The 18,500-nt window shown below is 38.4% G+C and carries 12 protein-coding genes; 1 reads left to right on the top strand and 11 read right to left on the bottom strand.

Annotated features, from left to right (window positions below; translation table 11 throughout):
* Positions 1-207 precede the first annotated feature (207 nt).
* From BW929_RS02990 to gltB, 5 genes are all read right to left on the bottom strand, one after another.
* Positions 208-1,161 carry a chemotaxis protein gene (locus BW929_RS02990; protein WP_076543900.1) on the bottom strand — a complete coding sequence of 318 codons (954 nt, stop codon included), beginning with the start codon at positions 1,159-1,161 and terminating at the stop codon, positions 208-210.
* 168 nt (positions 1,162-1,329) lie between these two features.
* The gene (locus BW929_RS02985) at positions 1,330-1,671 is read right to left on the bottom strand and encodes a nucleotidyltransferase family protein (protein ID WP_076543899.1); all 342 of its coding nucleotides are present in this window, start codon (positions 1,669-1,671) and stop codon (positions 1,330-1,332) included.
* 90 nt (positions 1,672-1,761) lie between these two features.
* Positions 1,762-2,259, bottom strand: a complete 498-nt coding sequence (locus tag BW929_RS02980; RefSeq protein WP_076543898.1) for a hypothetical protein — start codon at positions 2,257-2,259, stop codon at positions 1,762-1,764.
* Between the two features lie 206 nt (positions 2,260-2,465).
* A complete protein-coding gene (locus tag BW929_RS02975) occupies positions 2,466-3,938 on the bottom strand; it encodes a glutamate synthase subunit beta (protein ID WP_076543897.1) in 1,473 nt (490 codons plus the stop codon).
* A gap of 19 nt (positions 3,939-3,957) precedes the next feature.
* Positions 3,958-8,577 carry a glutamate synthase large subunit gene (gltB, locus tag BW929_RS02970; protein WP_076543896.1) on the bottom strand — a complete coding sequence of 1,540 codons (4,620 nt, stop codon included), beginning with the start codon at positions 8,575-8,577 and terminating at the stop codon, positions 3,958-3,960.
* 290 nt (positions 8,578-8,867) lie between these two features.
* Here gltB and BW929_RS02965 point away from each other — a divergent pair, with 290 nt between their 5' ends.
* A complete protein-coding gene (locus tag BW929_RS02965; protein ID WP_076543895.1) occupies positions 8,868-11,210 on the top strand; it encodes an EAL domain-containing protein in 2,343 nt (780 codons plus the stop codon).
* A 180-nt stretch (positions 11,211-11,390) separates the two neighbouring features.
* Here the strand turns inward: BW929_RS02965 and BW929_RS02960 are convergent, their stop codons facing one another.
* The 6 genes from BW929_RS02960 to BW929_RS02935 form a co-directional block, all read right to left on the bottom strand.
* Entirely contained in the window at positions 11,391-12,095 is a 705-nt protein-coding gene (locus tag BW929_RS02960) for a protease inhibitor I42 family protein (RefSeq protein ID WP_076543894.1), read from the bottom strand.
* A gap of 23 nt (positions 12,096-12,118) precedes the next feature.
* Positions 12,119-13,837, bottom strand: coding sequence for an InlB B-repeat-containing protein (locus BW929_RS02955; RefSeq protein ID WP_076543893.1), 1,719 nt, complete (start codon positions 13,835-13,837; stop codon positions 12,119-12,121).
* Between the two features lie 114 nt (positions 13,838-13,951).
* Positions 13,952-14,638 (bottom strand): GntR family transcriptional regulator, encoded by a 687-nt coding sequence (locus tag BW929_RS02950; protein WP_076543892.1) that lies wholly within the window; start codon positions 14,636-14,638, stop codon positions 13,952-13,954.
* A 20-nt stretch (positions 14,639-14,658) separates the two neighbouring features.
* Positions 14,659-16,221: a UDP-glucose--hexose-1-phosphate uridylyltransferase gene (locus BW929_RS02945; RefSeq protein WP_076543891.1), complete on the bottom strand. Its 1,563-nt coding sequence runs from the start codon at positions 16,219-16,221 to the stop codon at positions 14,659-14,661.
* Between the two features lie 142 nt (positions 16,222-16,363).
* Positions 16,364-17,356 (bottom strand): Gfo/Idh/MocA family protein, encoded by a 993-nt coding sequence (locus BW929_RS02940; RefSeq protein ID WP_076543890.1) that lies wholly within the window; start codon positions 17,354-17,356, stop codon positions 16,364-16,366.
* Positions 17,357-17,671: 315 nt separating this feature from the next.
* Positions 17,672-18,499 (bottom strand): carbohydrate ABC transporter permease, encoded by an 828-nt coding sequence (locus tag BW929_RS02935; RefSeq protein ID WP_076543889.1) that lies wholly within the window; start codon positions 18,497-18,499, stop codon positions 17,672-17,674.
* Position 18,500 lies beyond the last annotated feature (1 nt).

Here is an 18,500-nt window from a genome sequence, read left to right as displayed (position 1 = left end):
CTTTAGTTAACCATTGTATAATAAGTTGTGTAAATTAATTTTAATGATTTTTTTTAAATAAAAAAGACTTAAAGCAAGCTGAAGAGCACGAGGCTCTGACTAACCGTGGCACAGGATGTACCAATCGGGAAGACAGCTTAATTTAAGTCTTGGGTGAATTCTAGTTGTTTCTAAATTTAATTTGGAGCGCAATTCTATCTTCTTTTATTAATAGTCTGCTACCGGTTTTTTTGCCTTAACCAGCTGATCAATAACACCAACCATTTTATCAAGTTCCGGTTTTGTTATCTGTGCGTCTGCTCCCACTTCTTTTCCTTTATGCAGCAGATCCTCGCTAATTAATGAGGAAAAGATAACCGTAGGTAATTTCCTTAAGTAGCGATCCTCATGAATTTTTCTGATTAGAGTATGTCCATCCATATTGGGCATTTCAATATCAGTAATAATCCCCTGCACATGATCTAAAATGTCATCTTCTGGATAATTTTCTTTAATCTCCATTAGGTGATCATAGAGCTTTTGCCCATCACTGAAAATTTTAAAGTCCTGATAACCTGCCTCAACCAGAGTATCCTTGATCATATTTCTGGTCGTAGGTGAGTCATCAGCCAGGGCCAGAGTTTTGCCTTTTCGACGTGCTCTTACCTCAGCCGGTGCTTCTGGCTGAACATCGACTTCATTCCCTAATTCAGGCTGTAAATCTTTTAAAATCTTTTCGAAGTTTAAAAAGTTAATTAAATCTTTATTTTCATCTGACTTAATAACACCATTAACAAGTTCTCCCATCATCCTGTCAGGTGGCTGAATATCGTTCCAGCCAATACGATCAATACCAACCACATTGTCGACTGCAAATAAAATTTTGGTATTATTAAACTCCGCCAGAATTGACATTATTACCCCATCATTTTCGACTAACTCCGAATTAAGGTAAGAACTTAAATTAACAATCATGATAACTTCCCCGCGAATATTGGTCATCCCTAAAATAACATCCGATTTTTCCGGCAACTTTTTAATATCAGCTTTATTAATTCTTAAAATTTCTCTAACCTTAAGTACATTTATCGCATATGAACTATCATCAACTATAAATTTTAGTATCTCCAGTTCTCCAGTTCCACTTTCCAGTAATATGTCCTGTTTTTTTGCTTTAGCCATAATTTACCCCCTTAAATCCGTTCTTTTTAGTTATTGTTACTAATTATATAACATTTTAACTATTTTTAACAGCTAATCTAAAAAAATAATCTATTTTTTGATTATTATTTTAAATCAGTTTATATCAGATTCTAAAAACCTCAAAAATTGAAGAATTTCTTCTTTCAGTCATAATTCTACACCTCTCTCTTTTATTTCTTTTTTGAAAGATTCACGACATTCTTTATAGTCAAGGAGATCAACTTCAAATCCACTTAAAATATTCATCACTTCTGCATAAGCTTTAAAGAAAAGTTCATCTTTAAGCCCAAACACAGCCAGATCAACATCTGAATGCAGATGAAATTTATCTTCATTCAAAACAGATCCAAAGAGAACAACCTTTTCGACATTATACTTTTCTTTTAACATCAAAGCTGCCTGTTCAGCTTTGTTTAAAGCTTCCTGTCTCCGCTCTGCTTTTTCCGTTTTTTTGCTGTCTTTAAATAAAAGTGGATATTTCTTGCTCATGATCTCACCTGCTTTCTTAAATTCATTATATCATACAGCTAACAAAAAACCACTACCCGCAGTGGATAGTGGCTCAAGAAATCTTGATTTTTAACTTGCTTTGAATTCTGGTTCTCCTGTTTCAATAATAATTTTATGTCTGTGATGATAAAGCTCATCTTCAAGTTTATTCTGCCTTTTTTCGCTACCCTGTAAATGAGCAACTTTATTATCTAACTGATCAATTTTGGCACCATTAGCTTCAGTTCTTGCAAGCAGAGTCTTAATCATTTGAGTATTTTCTTCGAGCTGCGGCTTCATTGCTGCAACATCAGATTTAAGTCCTGCAACATCAGATTTAAGTCCTGCTACATCAATTTTAAGTCCTGATACATCATCCTTTAGTAAAGATACGTCAGTTTTTAATGAAGACACATCACTTTTTAAGGTTGATACATCGTCCATTAGTGAAGAAACATCAGTTTTTAGTGAAGTTACATCGCTTTTTAGGGTTGATACATCGTCCTTTAATGAAGAGATATCTTCTTTAACACCAGATATTTCCTCTCTGATTATCTGTCGGATGCCATCTAAAAGTTCTTGATCCAAAGTTAACACCACCTATCTTTTAATCTTTTCCATGAGCGGTATTTATTTTTTCAATTAATTAATTTTATCATTTAGCTTTATTTGATTTCTGTTATTATTTAAATTATACCATAACAGGTGGTGATAATAAAGATATTTTAACTTTGTGAATTAATATTCCATAACCCGGTACAAAACAATCGTTTTGTACCAGGTACCAATAAAATTTAACTTAAATATTGATCTATTTCTGCTGCAGCTTTTCGACCTTCATCTATTGCATTTACAATCAGACTCTGGCCTCTGCGCATATCTCCAGCTGCAAAAACACCATCAATATTAGTTTTGAAATCTCCGTACTCTGCATCAATATTGGAACGCTGATCCTGTTCAAGTCCAGCTTTTTCTATTATAGTCTCTTCAGGTCCTAAAAAGCCCATCGCTATCAAAATTAAATCAGCAGACCAGATTTTTTCTGTTCCTGGCTGTTCTATAGGTACAAAACGATTTTCATCATTTCTTTCCCAGTTGATTTTAACAGTTTTAACTCCACTGACAATCTTTTGACCTTCAGCTTCTTCAGTTAAAATTTCTTCTGTCATTATCAGAAATTCTCGAGGGTCAGAGCCAAAAAGCTCAATTGCTTCTTCCTGGCCATAATCCACCTTCAGAGTTTTTGACCATTCCGGCCAGGGGTTATCTGGCTGGCGTTCAGATGGTGATTTAGGCATAATTTCAAACTGGTTTACACTTTTGGCTCCCTGTCTAATAGCAGTTGCTACACAGTCAGTTCCAGTATCACCACCACCAATTACAATTACATCTTTATCCTGGGCGGAAATATAGTCCTCATTTTGATCGCCTAAAATATGCTTTGTATTTGCTTTTAAGTAATCGACGGCAAAATGGACCCCATCTGCCTCACGGCCCGGCACTTCCAGGTCGCGAGCCTTGGTTGCTCCTCCGGTGAGGACCACCGCGTCGAACCCACCTTGAAGCTCTGCTAAGCTCAAATCTTTTCCAATTTCTGTTTCTGTAATGAACTCAATTCCTTCAGCTTCCATAATCTTCAGCCGACGCTTTAGTACTTTTTTCTTGTCGAGCTTCATATTAGGAATACCGTAGACTAAAAGCCCACCAATTCGATCCTGACGTTCATACACTGTTACTTTATGTCCCAGCTTATTTAACTGATCAGCTGCAGCCAGACCGGCCGGGCCAGAACCAACCACTGCTGCTGATTTACCTGTCCTTTTTTCCGGTGGTTCCGGCTGAATCCAGCCTTCTGCAAAAGCCTTTTCTATAATCTGATATTCATTAGCCTTAATTGTAACTGCTGGATCATTGAGTCCTACAGTACAGGAACCCTCACAGGGAGCCGGACAGACTCTGCCTGTAAATTCAGGGAAGTTATTGGTTTTAAGCAGTCTTTTTACTGCCTCTTCCCACTTACCTTTATAGATTAGATCATTCCACTCCGGAATTAAATTGTTTACCGGGCAGCCGGAAACCATGCCTCCGATATCAAGGCCACTGTGACAGAAGGGGATACCACATTCCATACAGCGGGCTCCCTGAATTTTAGCAGCTTTTTCGCTAAATTTATTTTTAAATTCAAGCCAGTCATTTATACGTTCTTTAGGCGGGCGCTCTTTTGGAACTTCCCGCTTATATTCCATAAATCCAGTTGCTTTACCCATATTATTCTCCTCCTCTGTCTTAATTTCCGCTTACTCGGGCTTCGTCATGAGCATTTTCCTCGAAAGCCTTCATTAAAGCATCTTTTCTGCTTAATCCCTGATCCTTAAAACTATTGATAGCTGTAATCATCCGCTGATAATCTCGCGGCATAACCCGCAAAAACTTCTCGCGCAGGTGCTGCCAATTATTTAAAATTTCAGCTGCCCGATCACTACCGGTATATTTTAAATGGTCTTCTATCATTTTCTTTACAACTGTTTCATCTTCTGTTTCAGTTAAATAATCAAGTTCAACCATTTCTTGATTCACTTTATCTTTAAAATCAGACTCTAAATCAAATACATAAGCAGTTCCACCGGTCATACCAGCAGCAAAATTACGGCCGACCTGACCGAGAACTACAACTCTACCACCTGTCATGTATTCACAGCCATGATCTCCCAGTCCTTCAACAACAGCATTAACACCACTGTTGCGGACACAGAAACGTTCGCCTGCCTTCCCTTCTATATAGGCTTCTCCAGCTGTAGCACCAAAGAAAGCAACATTACCAATGATAATATTTTCTTCTGCCTTAAATTTTGAGCTCTCCGATTTCTCAACAATTATTTTTGCTCCTGAGAGTCCCTTACCGAGATAATCATTGCTGTCTCCTTTGAGACGGAAGCTGACCCCCTTTGGCAGATAAGCTGCAAAACTCTGACCGGCTGATCCTTCAAAATTAAGCTGAATAGTATCTTCTTTTAAACCTTCAGCACCATAGCGTTTGGTTATTTCACTGCCCATAATTGTTCCTACAACTCGGTCTGTATTTTTAATTTTTAAATCCTTCTGCAGCTGAACTCCATTTTCCACAGCATTTTTAGTCAGTTTAAGTAATTCTCGCAGATCCAGACTCTTCTCCAGCCCGTGATCCTGTTTTTGCTGACAGTAAATCGACTTTTCTTTTGCTTTTTCCGGCTGATATAAAATGGAAGCATAGTCGAGTCCTTTTGCTTTCCAGTGTTCTTCTTTTTTATCCTGTCTCAACTTATCAACTCTACCTACCAGTTCATTAACCGAACGGAAACCTAAAGCTGCCAGCTCGCGGCGAAAGTCTTCTGCCATAAAGCGCATAAAGTTAACAACATGTTCCGGTTTACCCTGAAACTTCTTCCTCAGTTCAGGGTCCTGAGTGGCTACCCCAACCGGGCAGGTATTTTTACTGCAGACCCGCATCATCACACAGCCTAAAGCAACCAGAGGGGTTGTCGCAAAACCAAATTCCTCCGCTCCCATCATTGCTGCCACCGCTAAATCCTTACCAGTCATTATCTTGCCGTCAGTCTCTAAGGTCACACGGTCCCGCAGATCATTTAAGACAAGGGTCTGATGGGTTTCCGAAAGTCCAAGTTCCCAGGGCAAACCGGCGTGACGAATACTGGTCCGCGGGGAAGCACCTGTTCCTCCATCATAACCGCTGATTAAGATTACATCTGCTTTTCCTTTGGCTACTCCGGCTGCTACAGTTCCGACTCCAACTTCTGAGACCAACTTAACATTAATCCGGGCCTCCCGATTGGCATTTTTGAGATCATGAATCAGCTGGGCCAGATCTTCAATCGAATAAATATCATGGTGAGGAGGAGGGGAAATAAGTCCTACTCCAGGTGTTGTACCTCTGGTCTCAGCTATCCAGGGGTAAACTTTTTTTCCGGGCAGCTGTCCGCCTTCTCCCGGCTTGGCTCCCTGGGCCATCTTAATCTGAATTTCTTTAGCATTAACCAGATAGTTCGAATCAACTCCAAAACGACCGGAAGCAACCTGTTTAATTGCACTGCTCCTTAAATCTCCATTTGCATCGGGAGTAAAGCGCTCTGGATCTTCTCCTCCTTCTCCAGTATTACTTTTACCACCAATTCTATTCATGGCAATCGCTAATGCCTCATGGGCCTCCTGACTGATCGAACCATAGGACATAGCTCCTGTTTTAAATCGCTGCATGATTTTTTCAGCCGGCTCAACTTCCTCTAAAGGTATTGGCTCTGGCTGATATTCTGGTTCTAAAAGGCCTCGCAGAGTCAGCATTTTTGAACTCTGATCATTTATCTTTTCTCTGTATTCTTTAAATAGCTCATAATTATTTTCTCTCACTGCCCGCTGCAGCAGATAAATAGTCTCCGGATCATAAAGATGTTCTTCTCCATCTTTTCGCCAGCTGAATTGACCGCCGGGTTCGAGAGTCTCCTTTTCAACTTTAACACCCTTAAAAGCACTATCATGGCGCATAATACTTTCTTTTTCAATTTCATCCAGACCAATCCCACCGATTCTGGAAGCTGTCCGGCAGAAATATTTATCAATAACTGCTTTTGAAATCCCAATCGCCTCAAATATCTGAGCTCCTCTGTAACTTTGAACAGTAGAAATTCCCATCTTGGCCATAACCTTAACTACACCTTTAACTGCTGCCTTAATATATTTTTGAACAGCTTTTTCTTTAGAAGACTCAAGATGTCCTGTTTCAACCAGATCTTCCAGGGTTGCAAACGCCAGATAGGGATTTACTGCATCGGCTCCATAACCAATTAAAACGGAAAAATGATGCACTTCTTTGGGCTCTCCTGATTCTAAAACCAGACTAACTTCAGTCCGCAATCCTTTTTCAATCAAATAATGATGCAGTCCACTTACTGCCAGAAGAGCTGGCACAGCTACTTTAGTGCCGTTTACTCCCCGGTCAGAGAGAAGCAGAATATTTACTCCCTCAGCTATCAGCTCTTCCGCTTCAGTACATAATTCTTCCATTCTTGCAGCCAGACTGCCGCTCTCCTCTTTTTTATCAAAGATAATATCGAGGGTCGCGGTTTTAAAACCTGGCTGCTCAATTTGCTTAATCAAATCTAACTCTTCATTTGTTAAAATTGGGTGTTCAAGCTCCAGCTGCCGACAGCTCTTAGCTGCAGGCTGCAGCAGATTCCCTTCTGAACCTAAAAAAGTATTGGTAGCTGTAATCAGCTTTTCTCTAATTGAATCAATGGGAGGATTGGTTACCTGAGCAAAACGCTGCTTAAAATAATTATACAAAAGCTGCGGCTGGTCAGATAGAACTGCCAGGGAGGCATCATTGCCCATTGAACCAATTGGATCTACACCATCGCGGGCCATTGGAATTAAAATCTTCTGCAAATCTTCATAACTATAGCCGAAACTTTTCTGCATTTTAACCAGTTCGGCAGAATCCAGGCTCTCTTCTGCAGCAGCTTTAATTTTAGTCTGGTCACTTGCTGACTCAGACTTTAAATCATTTAGTTCAATTAATTCTTCCTGCAGCCACTCGCCATACGGTTCAGCGGCAGCAATTTCTCTCTTAAGTTCCTGATCATTAATTATTCGCCCTTTTTCGGTGTCCAGGAGCAGCATTTTTCCCGGCTCCAGGCGCTGTTTGCTGATAACCCTTTCTTCAGGCAGCTCCAGAACCCCTACTTCAGAGGATAAAATCAATAAATCATCTTCAGTTATATAATATCTGGATGGACGCAGACCATTACGGTCAAGTACGGCTCCAACCTGAGTCCCATCAGTAAAGGCCATTGCAGCCGGACCATCCCAGGCTTCCATTAAGGTGCTGTGATAATGATAAAAGTCCCGCTTCTTTTTTTCCATCTCTTCGTTATGCTCCCAGGGCTCCGGTATCATCATCATAACCGAATGAGCAAGCGAGCGTCCATTTAGAGCTAAAAACTCTAAAACATTATCAAAACGTGCCGAGTCACTACCTTCGGGGGCAATAACAGGCAGCAGCTCTTTTAAATCATCACTGAAGATCTCACTCTCAAAAATCCCTTCCCGGGCCCGCATCCAGTTCTGATTACCAAGCATTGTGTTGATCTCACCATTATGAATCAAATAACGATTTGGATGAGCCCGCTCCCAGCTGGGAAAAGTATTGGTACTAAAACGTGAATGTACCAGAGCAATTGCAGTCTCCATTTCTGCCTTACTTAAATCCGGAAAGAATCCTTCCAGCTGTTCAGGAGTCAGCATCCCCTTATAGACCAGAGTACGGCTGGAGAGAGAGGCAAAATACAGTTCTCCTTTATACTCTGAATTACGAATTTTATTTTCAATTTTTTTGCGAATTAAATATAATACTCTCTCAAAATCTATTCCCTGCTCTACTTCTTTCGACTTCTCAATAAAAATTTGATAAAAATCTGGCATTACTTCTAAAGCTGATTTTCCAATTTCTGCTGTCTCAACCGGTACCTTACGCCAGCCAAGCAGCTTCTGTCCTTCTGCTCTAACAATATTTTCAACTAATTCCTTAATTTCTTCTCGCTTCTTCTCAGCCTGCGGCAGAAAAACCATTCCTGCTCCATAATCTCCGACTTCTGGGAGTGATATTCCCTTTGCCGCCATCTGCTGTCTCAAAAAACTATCAGGAAGCTGAATAAGAATACCGGCACCATCACCAGTATTCTCTTCACTACCACTTGCTCCCCTGTGGCTTAAATTGACCAGCACCTCCAGAGCCTGTTCAACTATCTGATGCGACTTTCTACCTTTAATATGGCTTACAAAACCCATACCACAGGCATCATGTTCAAATTCTGGACTGTACAAACCCTGCTTCTCAGGCATTTTTGTAAAAGTCATAGCAAATCATTCCTTCTCTCTTGTGATTGAAGGTACCGAGCAGCCGGAGAAATTTACCGGATACCGGGTACCAATGTTTTTTCTTTTATAAGGTGTACTATTTAGTATAGAGCCAAAGTTTAAAAGTGTAAATAGCTTCTCAACTTTCTATCCTTGTATACAGGGATTATATTTTAAATTATTTTTATAAAAAATACAGGATATTTTAGTCGGATAAAGAATAATTGTTAATAGTGGTTAATTTTTATGGACTATAAGAACAAGATAGATAAATAAAGCAGGTGTCAGAAATGAAAAATTTTAGCTTTAAAAATAAGATTATGACATTGATTTTAACGATCATTGTCATTTTTGCGTTAGTTGTAATTATTGCAATTACAAATAGTTTTAATTCTATACTTCAGGGAATTATTTTTGAAAACGAAAGAAATAAAACCGCTCAAAAATCCGAACTGACGGCAAACTGGTTTGAAGAGAAAAAAGCAGATTTAGAGATTTATGCCAATACACAAATTATTCAGTCCGACAGCTGGGATAAAAAACTTACCTATCTGCAGTCTGAATTGAACAAGCGAGAAAATAACTATTTTTTCTTCTTTATAGCTGACCAAAAAGGCAATTACAGCACCACAATTGAGAAAAAAGCCGGAAATATCAGTGATCGCAGATATTTCCAGAAGGTTTTAAAGGGAAAAACTGTAGTTTCAGATCCTCTGATTTCAAAATCAACGGGCGAACCAATTATAGTACTTGCCGCCCCAATTAATAATCAGGATCGGCTTTCTCTGCTGGGAGCCACCATTAAAATTAAAGATTTATCTAATTACATAAACCGTTATACAAATACTAAAGAAGGTCTTTATTCTTTCATTATTAATGCAGAAGGAAATATTGTTGCTCATCCCGAGCAGGAAAAAATTAAAAACCAGTATTTTTATAATTACAGCAGCTTTTTTGCTTATGATTACAGTTTTATTGCAGATATTATAGGCCAGAAAAAAGGAGATCTTCATTTTGAAGAAAATGGAGAGGAAAAACATGCCTTTTACCAGACAATACCCGGAACAGATAACTGGAAACTGGTAAGTATACTGCCTCACAGTTATCTTAATCAATCGATTGAAAAAGTAAATAATATAATTATTATAATAACGGTGTTGACCATCATCATTGCTGTTGTTTTAAGTATCTACCTGGCAGAAAATATTGCTAAACCAATTATTCAACTTAAAAATACTTTTAAAAAAGGTGCTTCTGGAAACTTAAATGTCCGCTCTGATATAAAAAGTAATGATGAAATTGGAGAAGCTGCCCAGAGTTTCAATAAAATGATGGCTGTAATTAAAGATTTAAGTTTTAATGATGCTCTTACAGGGCTGCCAAACATTAATTTTTTCAAAAAGAAGCTAAATCAGTATATAAAAGAACATCAAAATGAAAAAATATATGTCTGTGCAGTCGGCATTGATGATTTTAAAACGATAAATGACAGCTTTGGACATAATGTGGGTAACGAGATTTTGAAAAAAATGGCAGAAAGACTATCAGTTCAATTAAAAGAAAAGGAAGTAATCAGCCGGGTTGGAGACGAGTTTTATTTTCATCTAAGCCACAATTCGGATAAAGAAAATATTAAGAAAAAATTGGCCAATATTTTAGAAAACATTAATAGTGATTATTTTATTGAGGACCATATAATTTATATTAGTTCCAGCCTGGGAGTTACAGTTTACCCTGATGATAGTCAGAACCCGGAAAGAATGATTAAAAATGCCAGTCTGGCAATGCATTATGTAAAAAGAAATAGCTCAAACAAAATGGCTTTTTATTCGATAAATATCGATAATAATATCTCCGAAAAAAAGAGGCTGGAAAACCAGCTGCAAAATGCACTGGCTGAAAATCAATTTACTCTTTACTATCAGAGCTTTATTGACAGCAGAAAGGAAAAGATAGTTGGTTTTGAAGCCTTAATCAGGTGGCAGCATCCCGAAAAGGGTCTAATTCCACCGGGAGTTTTTATACCACTGGCAGAAGAAAATGGTCTGATTAAAGAAATTGGCGACTGGGTTTTAGAGGAATCCTGTCGAGAAATAAAAAAATTAAATAATCGTTTTAACAGAAATTATTTTATCTCGGTTAATGTCAGTCCGGAACAGTTTATAAGTCAGGATTTTATAAAAAAAGTAAAATCCACCCTGCAAAAAACAGGTCTAAAAGCTGAAAATCTGGAACTGGAAATTACTGAACGTACTACTGTTGAAAATATTGATTATACAGTTAAAGCTTTAAATCAGCTGCAGGAGCTTGGGGTTAAAACCTCAATTGATGACTTTGGTACCGGTTATTCTTCTTTAAATTATATTAAGGAATTTGCAATCAACACTCTAAAAATTGATAAGTCTTTTATTGATGAGTTCATTACTGATAACAATAACAGAGCGATTGTTAATACAATTATTACCCTGGCTCACAGTCTCAATTTAGAAGTTGTTGCCGAAGGTGTAGAGACAATAAACCAGGCTGAAAAATTAAAAGCTGTGGATTGTGATCTTCTACAGGGTTATTATTACAGCCACCCGGAGCCGATCAAAAATATTATTACAGAACTTGAAAAGCTGAATCAACAGTAAAATCAAACTCGTATTTATCCAAAAAACGCTGTCGGCAAAGACAGCGTTTTTAATTCAATATAATTATTTAATTATTATCTTAAAAATCCTGATAGTTTAAGAATAAAGATCAGCAATTAATCCATTTAGCATAATATCCCTTTTCTGACAAAGATGCAGGGTCCAAATATTACTTAATCTCTATTCTACCAAAACTAGATAATCGACAGTTTTTATTACCTCCCCACCTTTGCGGGCAAGCTCAAAACTTAAGCGCTGATAGCCGGCTGCAGCTCCCCTAAAAGTCCAGCTTTTAATTCCTCCCCGGCCAACCAACAGCCCGGAGCCCTCTATTTTAGATTCTGCTGCCTCAACATCTGATTCTGGGCCAGCAGCATCTCTTTGATAATCAGCTGCAAGCAGCTCCAAAATCTTAGCCTCTGATTCTATTAAACTCCAGCGATAACCTGTACTCGGATTTTCCGCCAGTTTAAGCTCTAAAATTTCATCCACTGCTATTTCCCTGGTCAGTAAATTGATAGCAAAAAGATAAGTTTTTTGGCTAACTAAACTCCCAGCTTCAGCATTTAAAAGGTTAAAATTAACCAGAGCTGCACCTTTCTTTGCAGCCTCAAAATACCAGCTGTGAATTCCTCCTTCACCTGCCAGCTGCTCTCTTTTTTTCAGCGGCTCATAACCTTCAGAAAGCAAAGAGATAAGTTCCGGATTCTTAACTTTTATCTGCCACCGCTGACCGGCGTCAGGATTTTCAAACAATTTTATCTGACTGATTTCTTCCGTATTTAATGCTTTTAAGTTTATTGCTGCAGCAGTTCCATTTAAACAAATCAGGATAATAAACAGCAGAATTATTTTGCTATTTGAGTTTTTAAATAAATTATTCATTGGTTGTCACCTCATAACTATCTTTATTTAATAGAAATTTCTTCAACACTATTTTGATAGGAGTCATCATAACCAACTACTGTATTGGCATGATCTAAATATGGGTTGCTGTAATTATCAACTGTCCAGATACCATTACTATTATACTGGGTACTATCAATAGCTGCTGAAAGTAAATATCCCTGATCCAGAAGATCTTTTACTGCCTTGATATCTGTATAATTATTTATCTGCAGATAATATATTGGATAATCAACTCGATGGCCAGCCGCTGTTCTCCAGGCTTCTTCACTGCCCCAGCTTAGATATTCACTATCATCAGCCGGCATCTCGGCCCAGCTTGCAGCTCCGAGGTTGGCAAGCATCATCAGGTTATCAGTATAATAACTTCCTCCATCCTGGCCGCCGTTAATCAGCTGATAAATAAAATCTGGGCTCATTAATTGGCTCTGATCTACTCCAGTTACTGCAGCTGCACTTAGATCCCAACCCTGATCTCGAGCTTGATAGAAACCGAGCATGTAATAGACAGTACTCCAGGAAGCACAGGAACCTTCACTGCCCTGATTTCCTACCGGAGGAAAATATTCAGAAGCAGAATAATCCAGACTTGCTTCTCCGGCAACTTTAATTTGATCACCTGCAAGAGCACCAGCATCAATTGTTTTTACTATACCACTTTCCAGAGCAGTTTTCATCTCTTCGGCTGATAGCTCTTTTAAACCTCTGCCAAAACTATCATTGTGATAACTCTGAGCCCTTAAATGTTTATTTTCCCTGCTCCTCCAGTCAGCCTCAGTATAATCGCGAACATAACTATCCAAACCGGAACTGCTGTCAGCTTGAGCTGAAACACTGGTTTCAATATTAATATTCATTGTAAAACTCTTTGAGTTACCGGCAGCAATTAGTTCAGAACTAAGATTAGAACTGTAAGTTTGCACCGGAGTACCTGGATAAGCAGAATATTCTTCTAGCTGCCAGTTATTCAAATAGATATCACTACTACCTGAATTAGTAACTGTTAGAGTAATCTCACCATTTATTGGCAGCAGACTTGAAATATCAAGAGCAATATTATTTTCAGGAAAAGCAGAAGCTCCTCCTTTTTGATTGACAGGAATATTATTCATACTGCCATCATAATCATAGGGAGCAGATGCTGGATAGAGCTGTTTACTACCATCGGCAGTCTCAAATTTTATCTCAACGTCTTTACGTGAGGCTGCTTCGATATTGAAAACCGCCAGAGCTTTTGGTTGATACTGATCACGAGGAGCTATTAAATATAAATCGAGATTATTGGCAATCGCAGCCTCATAACTTATATAATAGGACCCATCGTTAAATGCCCCCCAATTTTCTCCCCAGGAATTAATCAGCTTAAAAACTCCATTTGCATCTGTACCATCCGGATTATTCTCTTCCTGACTGAGAAAAACTGCAGTTACCTCTCGGGGAGCAGTATTATCTATATATTCTGGATTATTAGTACCACTCAGATCACCTTCCCAGTGAGAAAAATAATAACTGTCAGCTGCCTGGGCCATCAATTTTGTAGTTGTACTATCCTCCTCTTCTAAAATGACTTCTCCGCCACCCTCTTTACTTACAATCACATTATTACTATCACCTGTATTATCCAATCCTGAGTCACCAGCAATATTGCCACCATTTGAACATCCACTTAACAAAGTTACGAGAAGAGAAAATAGAATCATTAGTTTAAACATTTTTTTCATTTACTAGTTTATACCTCCATAGTTGATTTGATATTCTACATCTATTTATTGTATTTTTTATTATATATATAAAAAGGCTGTAGAGATATCTCTCTACAGCCATAAATTTCTTTGCTACCTATTCTCTTTTTCAAAAACTGTAATAATACTCTGCCAGGCTGCCCTAATATGCTCTTCGGCACATTCTCGAGCCCGCTCAGCATCGCCACTGGCTATTGCCTCGGCCAGCTCCTTATGCTCGGCCAGAAATTCCTGCATCCTTCCCTGGCGGGAAAAACTGCTCCGCCGGAAGCGAGTTGCCTGCTCAAAAAGTGTATCCAGAAATTTCTCCAGCCACTTATTATTAGAGGCTTCTTTAATTATTCGATGAAAAGCAACATCCACCCGGATACAGCCTCGCTGATCATTATGTTCAATACAGTCTTCCAGCTCCTCAGTATATTCCCTTAAGAGCTGTTTCTGTTTTTCATCAATATTCTGGGCGGCCAGATAGGCGGCCAGCCCCTCCAGTTCCGTCCGGAGCTGAAAAATATCGTCAATTTCTTTTTTTGTTTCAATTCCAGCCACAAAAACGCCCTGCTGAGGAATAATATTAATCAATTCCTCCTGTTCCAGCATTCTAAAGGCCTCTCTCACCGGGGTTCTACTGACACTGAGCTCTTCCGCGATCTCCATCTCAGTTATCTTTTCCCCGATCATCAGCTCACCTTTTAAAATGGCTTCCCGCAGAACTTTATAAACCTGTTTTCTTAAAGGTTCATAACTGTAAGAATCAATTGCACTTAAATTAAATTTACTCATACTCAACACTTCCTTCTTTATTATAGTTCTGAGACCTCGATACCTGCACTTTCCAGAAATCGCTCAAAACCCTTATATCCGATTGAATTATTTTTATAAACTCCAGCATCCTCAAGAACCCGGCTGAATTTACCGGCCACTTCAACTTCTACAACTCGCTCGGCTTCTTCCTCACTTAAATTAATACCATATTCATTTTTAAGCTCTGCAACCCAGTCTAAATGTTTTCCCAGACCATCCTTCATTTTTAACTCGTCCAGCTCCAGATCACCACTTAAATAACTAGAAATCCAGTTTAATTCAGTCTTTAACCGTCCCGGCAGAATAGCTCTTCCCATTACCTCAATCAGACCGATATTTTCTTTTTTAATATGATGTAAATCTGCATGCGGATGAAAAATACCATCCGGATATTCCTCGCTTTTACGATTATTTCTCAGCACCAGATCCAATTCATAGAGACCGTTCTTTTTCCGGGCAATTGGGGTTATTGTATTATGAGCTTTCTGTTTGCCATCAACCTGAGAAAAAGCAAGAATATCAAGATCCGGATCAGAATACTGACGCCAGTTATCTAAAATTTTAGCAGCCAGATTAATAATATCTTCTCTGACTTCCGCTTTAAGACGGATTACCGACATTGGCCACTTAACCCGGCTGATCTCAACTTCGGGAAAGGTTGGATGCTGATAAAACTTTTCTGCCTCCGCTTCTTCCATCGGGAAAATATGTCGTCCTCCCTGATAATGATCATGATTTAAAATTGAACCACCAACGAGCGGTAGATCAGCATTAGAACCGATAAAATAATGCGGCAGCTGGTCAATAAAGTCCAGCAGTACGGCAAAAGTGTTTTTATCAATCTGCATTGGAATATGATCTTCATGAAAAACTATACAGTGTTCATTATAGTAAACATAGGGCGAATACTGTAAAAACCAGTCTTCATTCTGCAGTTTTAAAGGTACAACTCTGTGGTTCTGACGGGCAGGATGACTAAAATTGCCTGGATATCCCACATTTTCAAGACAGAGATAACATTTTGGATAATTACTCTGAGGTTCTTCTTTTGCTTTTGCGATCTCATCCGGGTCTTTCTCCGGCTTGGAAAGATTGATAGTAATCTCAATCTGACCATAATCACTTTCGGCCTTCCAATTTAAATCGCGGGCAATTCGGGCCTGGCGGATATAATTACTTGCTTTAGCAAAATGATAGTACTCATTAGTAGCCCTTTTGATTCCTTCTCTTTCGGCGGTCTGATAAAAACGACGCCCAATTTCCGACTGGCGAGGTGTCAGTGCCCCCATAATTTTAGTATCCAGAAGATCTCTTTCTGTTACCCGATCCTTAATCAGTCCCTTTTCAACTGCAAAATCTAAAAGTGGATCCAGTAAAACCTGGGGCTCAGCGGGAATCTCAAAATCTTCTTCCGTTAAAGCAGATGCCGGACTTTCCTTAATATCTAAAATACTTCTGATCTGATTACGAGCCGCAACTCGATCCCAGTCTCCCAGCAGATCGTTGGACTCACCATAAACCAATAATTTTTCTATAATCTGATTAACCTTTTCTATTTCCACAATTCAACCTCCTGTCAGTACTGACTGCAAAAAATCAAATTTCTTATTTTATTAAAAATAGCTGAAATACTCTATTGTTATTATTGTATTTGATTTCAGGCAAAAAATCCAGTAATCTCAAAAAATTAATGTGAAAACTTTACTAAAGCTTAACCACTGTCTCCTCTGCAGCTGATCTGCGCATAGCATCCATAACTTTCAGGTTGGCATATGTTTCTTCTTCTACTTTTAGCGGCACCTCAGTCTGATAAATGATTGCTCTGGCAAAGGCTTCCACTTCAAGCTGATATTGAGCACCGGTTTCCACTTCAAGCTTTTCCACCTCACCATTTTTATCCAGCAGAAAATAATTTTCTTCCAGCCAGGAGAAAAATCCTGGTACTCTAATTATACCTTCTGTCCCTACTACTTCCAGGTCCTGCTCATTATAAGAATTGAGGCTGTAATAAAGACTGGCAAAAGACCCGCCTTCAAAATAGAGAGTACCACTTCCGCTTAAATCAACACCTGCCGCTGTTTCTTTTTGAAAGAAATTAGCAACTTTCGTTGGCATTCCTCCCATTAAATAACGCGAGATATTAACAGTATAACAGCCGATATCATTTAAGGCTCCTCCATCTAATTCAGCACTGAGACGAATGTCATTATCACGGTCACTAATATCAAAAGCAAAATTACTTTTAATCTCTTTAATCTCTCCAATAACTCCGTCAGCAACCATTTCTTTGAGCTTAACCACAAAAGGCTGAAAACGATACATAAAGGCCTCCATCAACTTAACTCCATTTTTTTTGGCAGCAGCAAACATTTCCTCTGCTTCTGCTTTGCTTTTTCCGGAAAGTGGTTTTTCACATAAAATATGTTTTCCAGCTTCTGCTGCCTTTATTGTCCATTCCTTATGCATTCCATTGGGCAGTGGAATATAAACAGCTTCTATCTCTTCGTCAGCCAGCAGTTTATCATAATCATCATAATAGACAGCAGCTCCAAATTGCTCCGCAAAATCAGCCGCTTTTTCCTGACTCCGACTGGCCACAGCATATAATTCTGAATTTTCGGCAGCTATAATGCCTGGTATTACAGCCTTGCGAGCAATATTTGCACAGCCTAAAATTCCCCATTTGATTTTCTCCATTAACAACTCACTCCTCTAATTTAAAAATTTTTAAGTACTTTATTAGTGATAAATTTAGATAAATTAAGTAGAATGCCTTACTATTTTAAATATCAAAAAATATACAGCTAATTAACCACTCTTTATTTATTTCTTGAAAAAAGCTGCAATTCCTCTCTCAGAGTATAATTTTAACCCGGAAAAAGCTCGTTTGAAAAATCTAATTTAAAACCATATTCTGTTAAACACTATTTTTTAGCTTTTAAAAAAGATAAAACCCAGCCATTAGTGACTGAGTATATCTCTGTTTTATTCATTTTTAAGTTTAAGTAAAAATTATCCCTTAACTGAACCGGCCAGCATCCCCTTAATAAAGTAACGACCAAAAATAATATAAACTAAAAGGGTTGGTAGAGCAGTAATTATTGCTCCACTCATCTGCACATTCCACTCCACAACCTGACTTCCGGCCAGATTGGTTAGAGCTACAGTAATTGGCTGACTCTGGGTATCAGTTAAAGAAACAGCAAAGAGAAATTCGTTCCAGATATTTGTAAACTGCCAGATAAAGACTACTACAAAAGACGGAATGGAAATTGGAAAAAAGATATGACGATAAATACTAAAAATATTCGCTCCATCAACTTTTGCCGCCTCTGTTAGAGCCTCCGGAACATCCTGATAATAATTTCTAAACATTAAGGTGGTAATTGGCAGACCATAAACAACATGAACTAAAATAAGACCCGGAATTGAACCATAAAGTCCTATTGTCTGCATAAACTGGACCAGAGGAAAAAGTACACTCTGGTAGGGAATAAACATCCCAAATAAAATTAAAGCAAAGAGTGTATCTGAACCTTTAAATTTCCAGTGTGATAATACATAACCATTCATTGAGCCCATAATGGCAGAAAGCAGAGTGGCCGGAATTACCAGATAAAAACTGTTTAACACATTGGGAGCCAATTTGGTAAAAGCCTCTCTAAATCCTTCAAAAGAAAGCGAGTCGGGCAGCTGCCACATTGTGTTAATTGAAACTTCGGAAAAACTCTTTAAACTGGTAGATAAAAGTACATACATTGGAATCAGAAAAAATATGGCAAAGGCAATTAAAATAGCATATCTAATTATTTTTTCTTGAGTTGTCATTTTTTCGTCCATT

It is taken from the genome of Halanaerobium kushneri, assembly GCF_900156285.1.
GTDB lineage: Bacteria > Bacillota > Halanaerobiia > Halanaerobiales > Halanaerobiaceae > Halanaerobium > Halanaerobium kushneri.
This window is presented reverse-complemented; position numbering and strand designations above follow the sequence as displayed.

Bases quoted from the DNA above. Each gene is read 5' to 3' on its own strand.
- BW929_RS02985 (WP_076543899.1), bottom strand. From the start codon at position 1,671: ATGAGCAAGAAATATCCACTTTTATTTAAAGACAGCAAAAAAACGGAA.
- BW929_RS02990 (WP_076543900.1), bottom strand. From the start codon at position 1,161: ATGGCTAAAGCAAAAAAACAGGACATATTACTGGAAAGTGGAACTGGA.
- BW929_RS02940 (WP_076543890.1), bottom strand. From the start codon at position 17,356: ATGGAGAAAATCAAATGGGGAATTTTAGGCTGTGCAAATATTGCTCGC.
- BW929_RS02960 (WP_076543894.1), bottom strand. From the start codon at position 12,095: ATGAATAATTTATTTAAAAACTCAAATAGCAAAATAATTCTGCTGTTT.
- BW929_RS02965 (WP_076543895.1), top strand. From the start codon at position 8,868: ATGAAAAATTTTAGCTTTAAAAATAAGATTATGACATTGATTTTAACG.
- gltB (WP_076543896.1), bottom strand. From the start codon at position 8,577: ATGACTTTTACAAAAATGCCTGAGAAGCAGGGTTTGTACAGTCCAGAA.
- BW929_RS02975 (WP_076543897.1), bottom strand. From the start codon at position 3,938: ATGGGTAAAGCAACTGGATTTATGGAATATAAGCGGGAAGTTCCAAAA.
- BW929_RS02955 (WP_076543893.1), bottom strand. From the start codon at position 13,837: ATGAAAAAAATGTTTAAACTAATGATTCTATTTTCTCTTCTCGTAACT.
- BW929_RS02950 (WP_076543892.1), bottom strand. From the start codon at position 14,638: ATGAGTAAATTTAATTTAAGTGCAATTGATTCTTACAGTTATGAACCT.
- BW929_RS02935 (WP_076543889.1), bottom strand. From the start codon at position 18,499: ATGGACGAAAAAATGACAACTCAAGAAAAAATAATTAGATATGCTATT.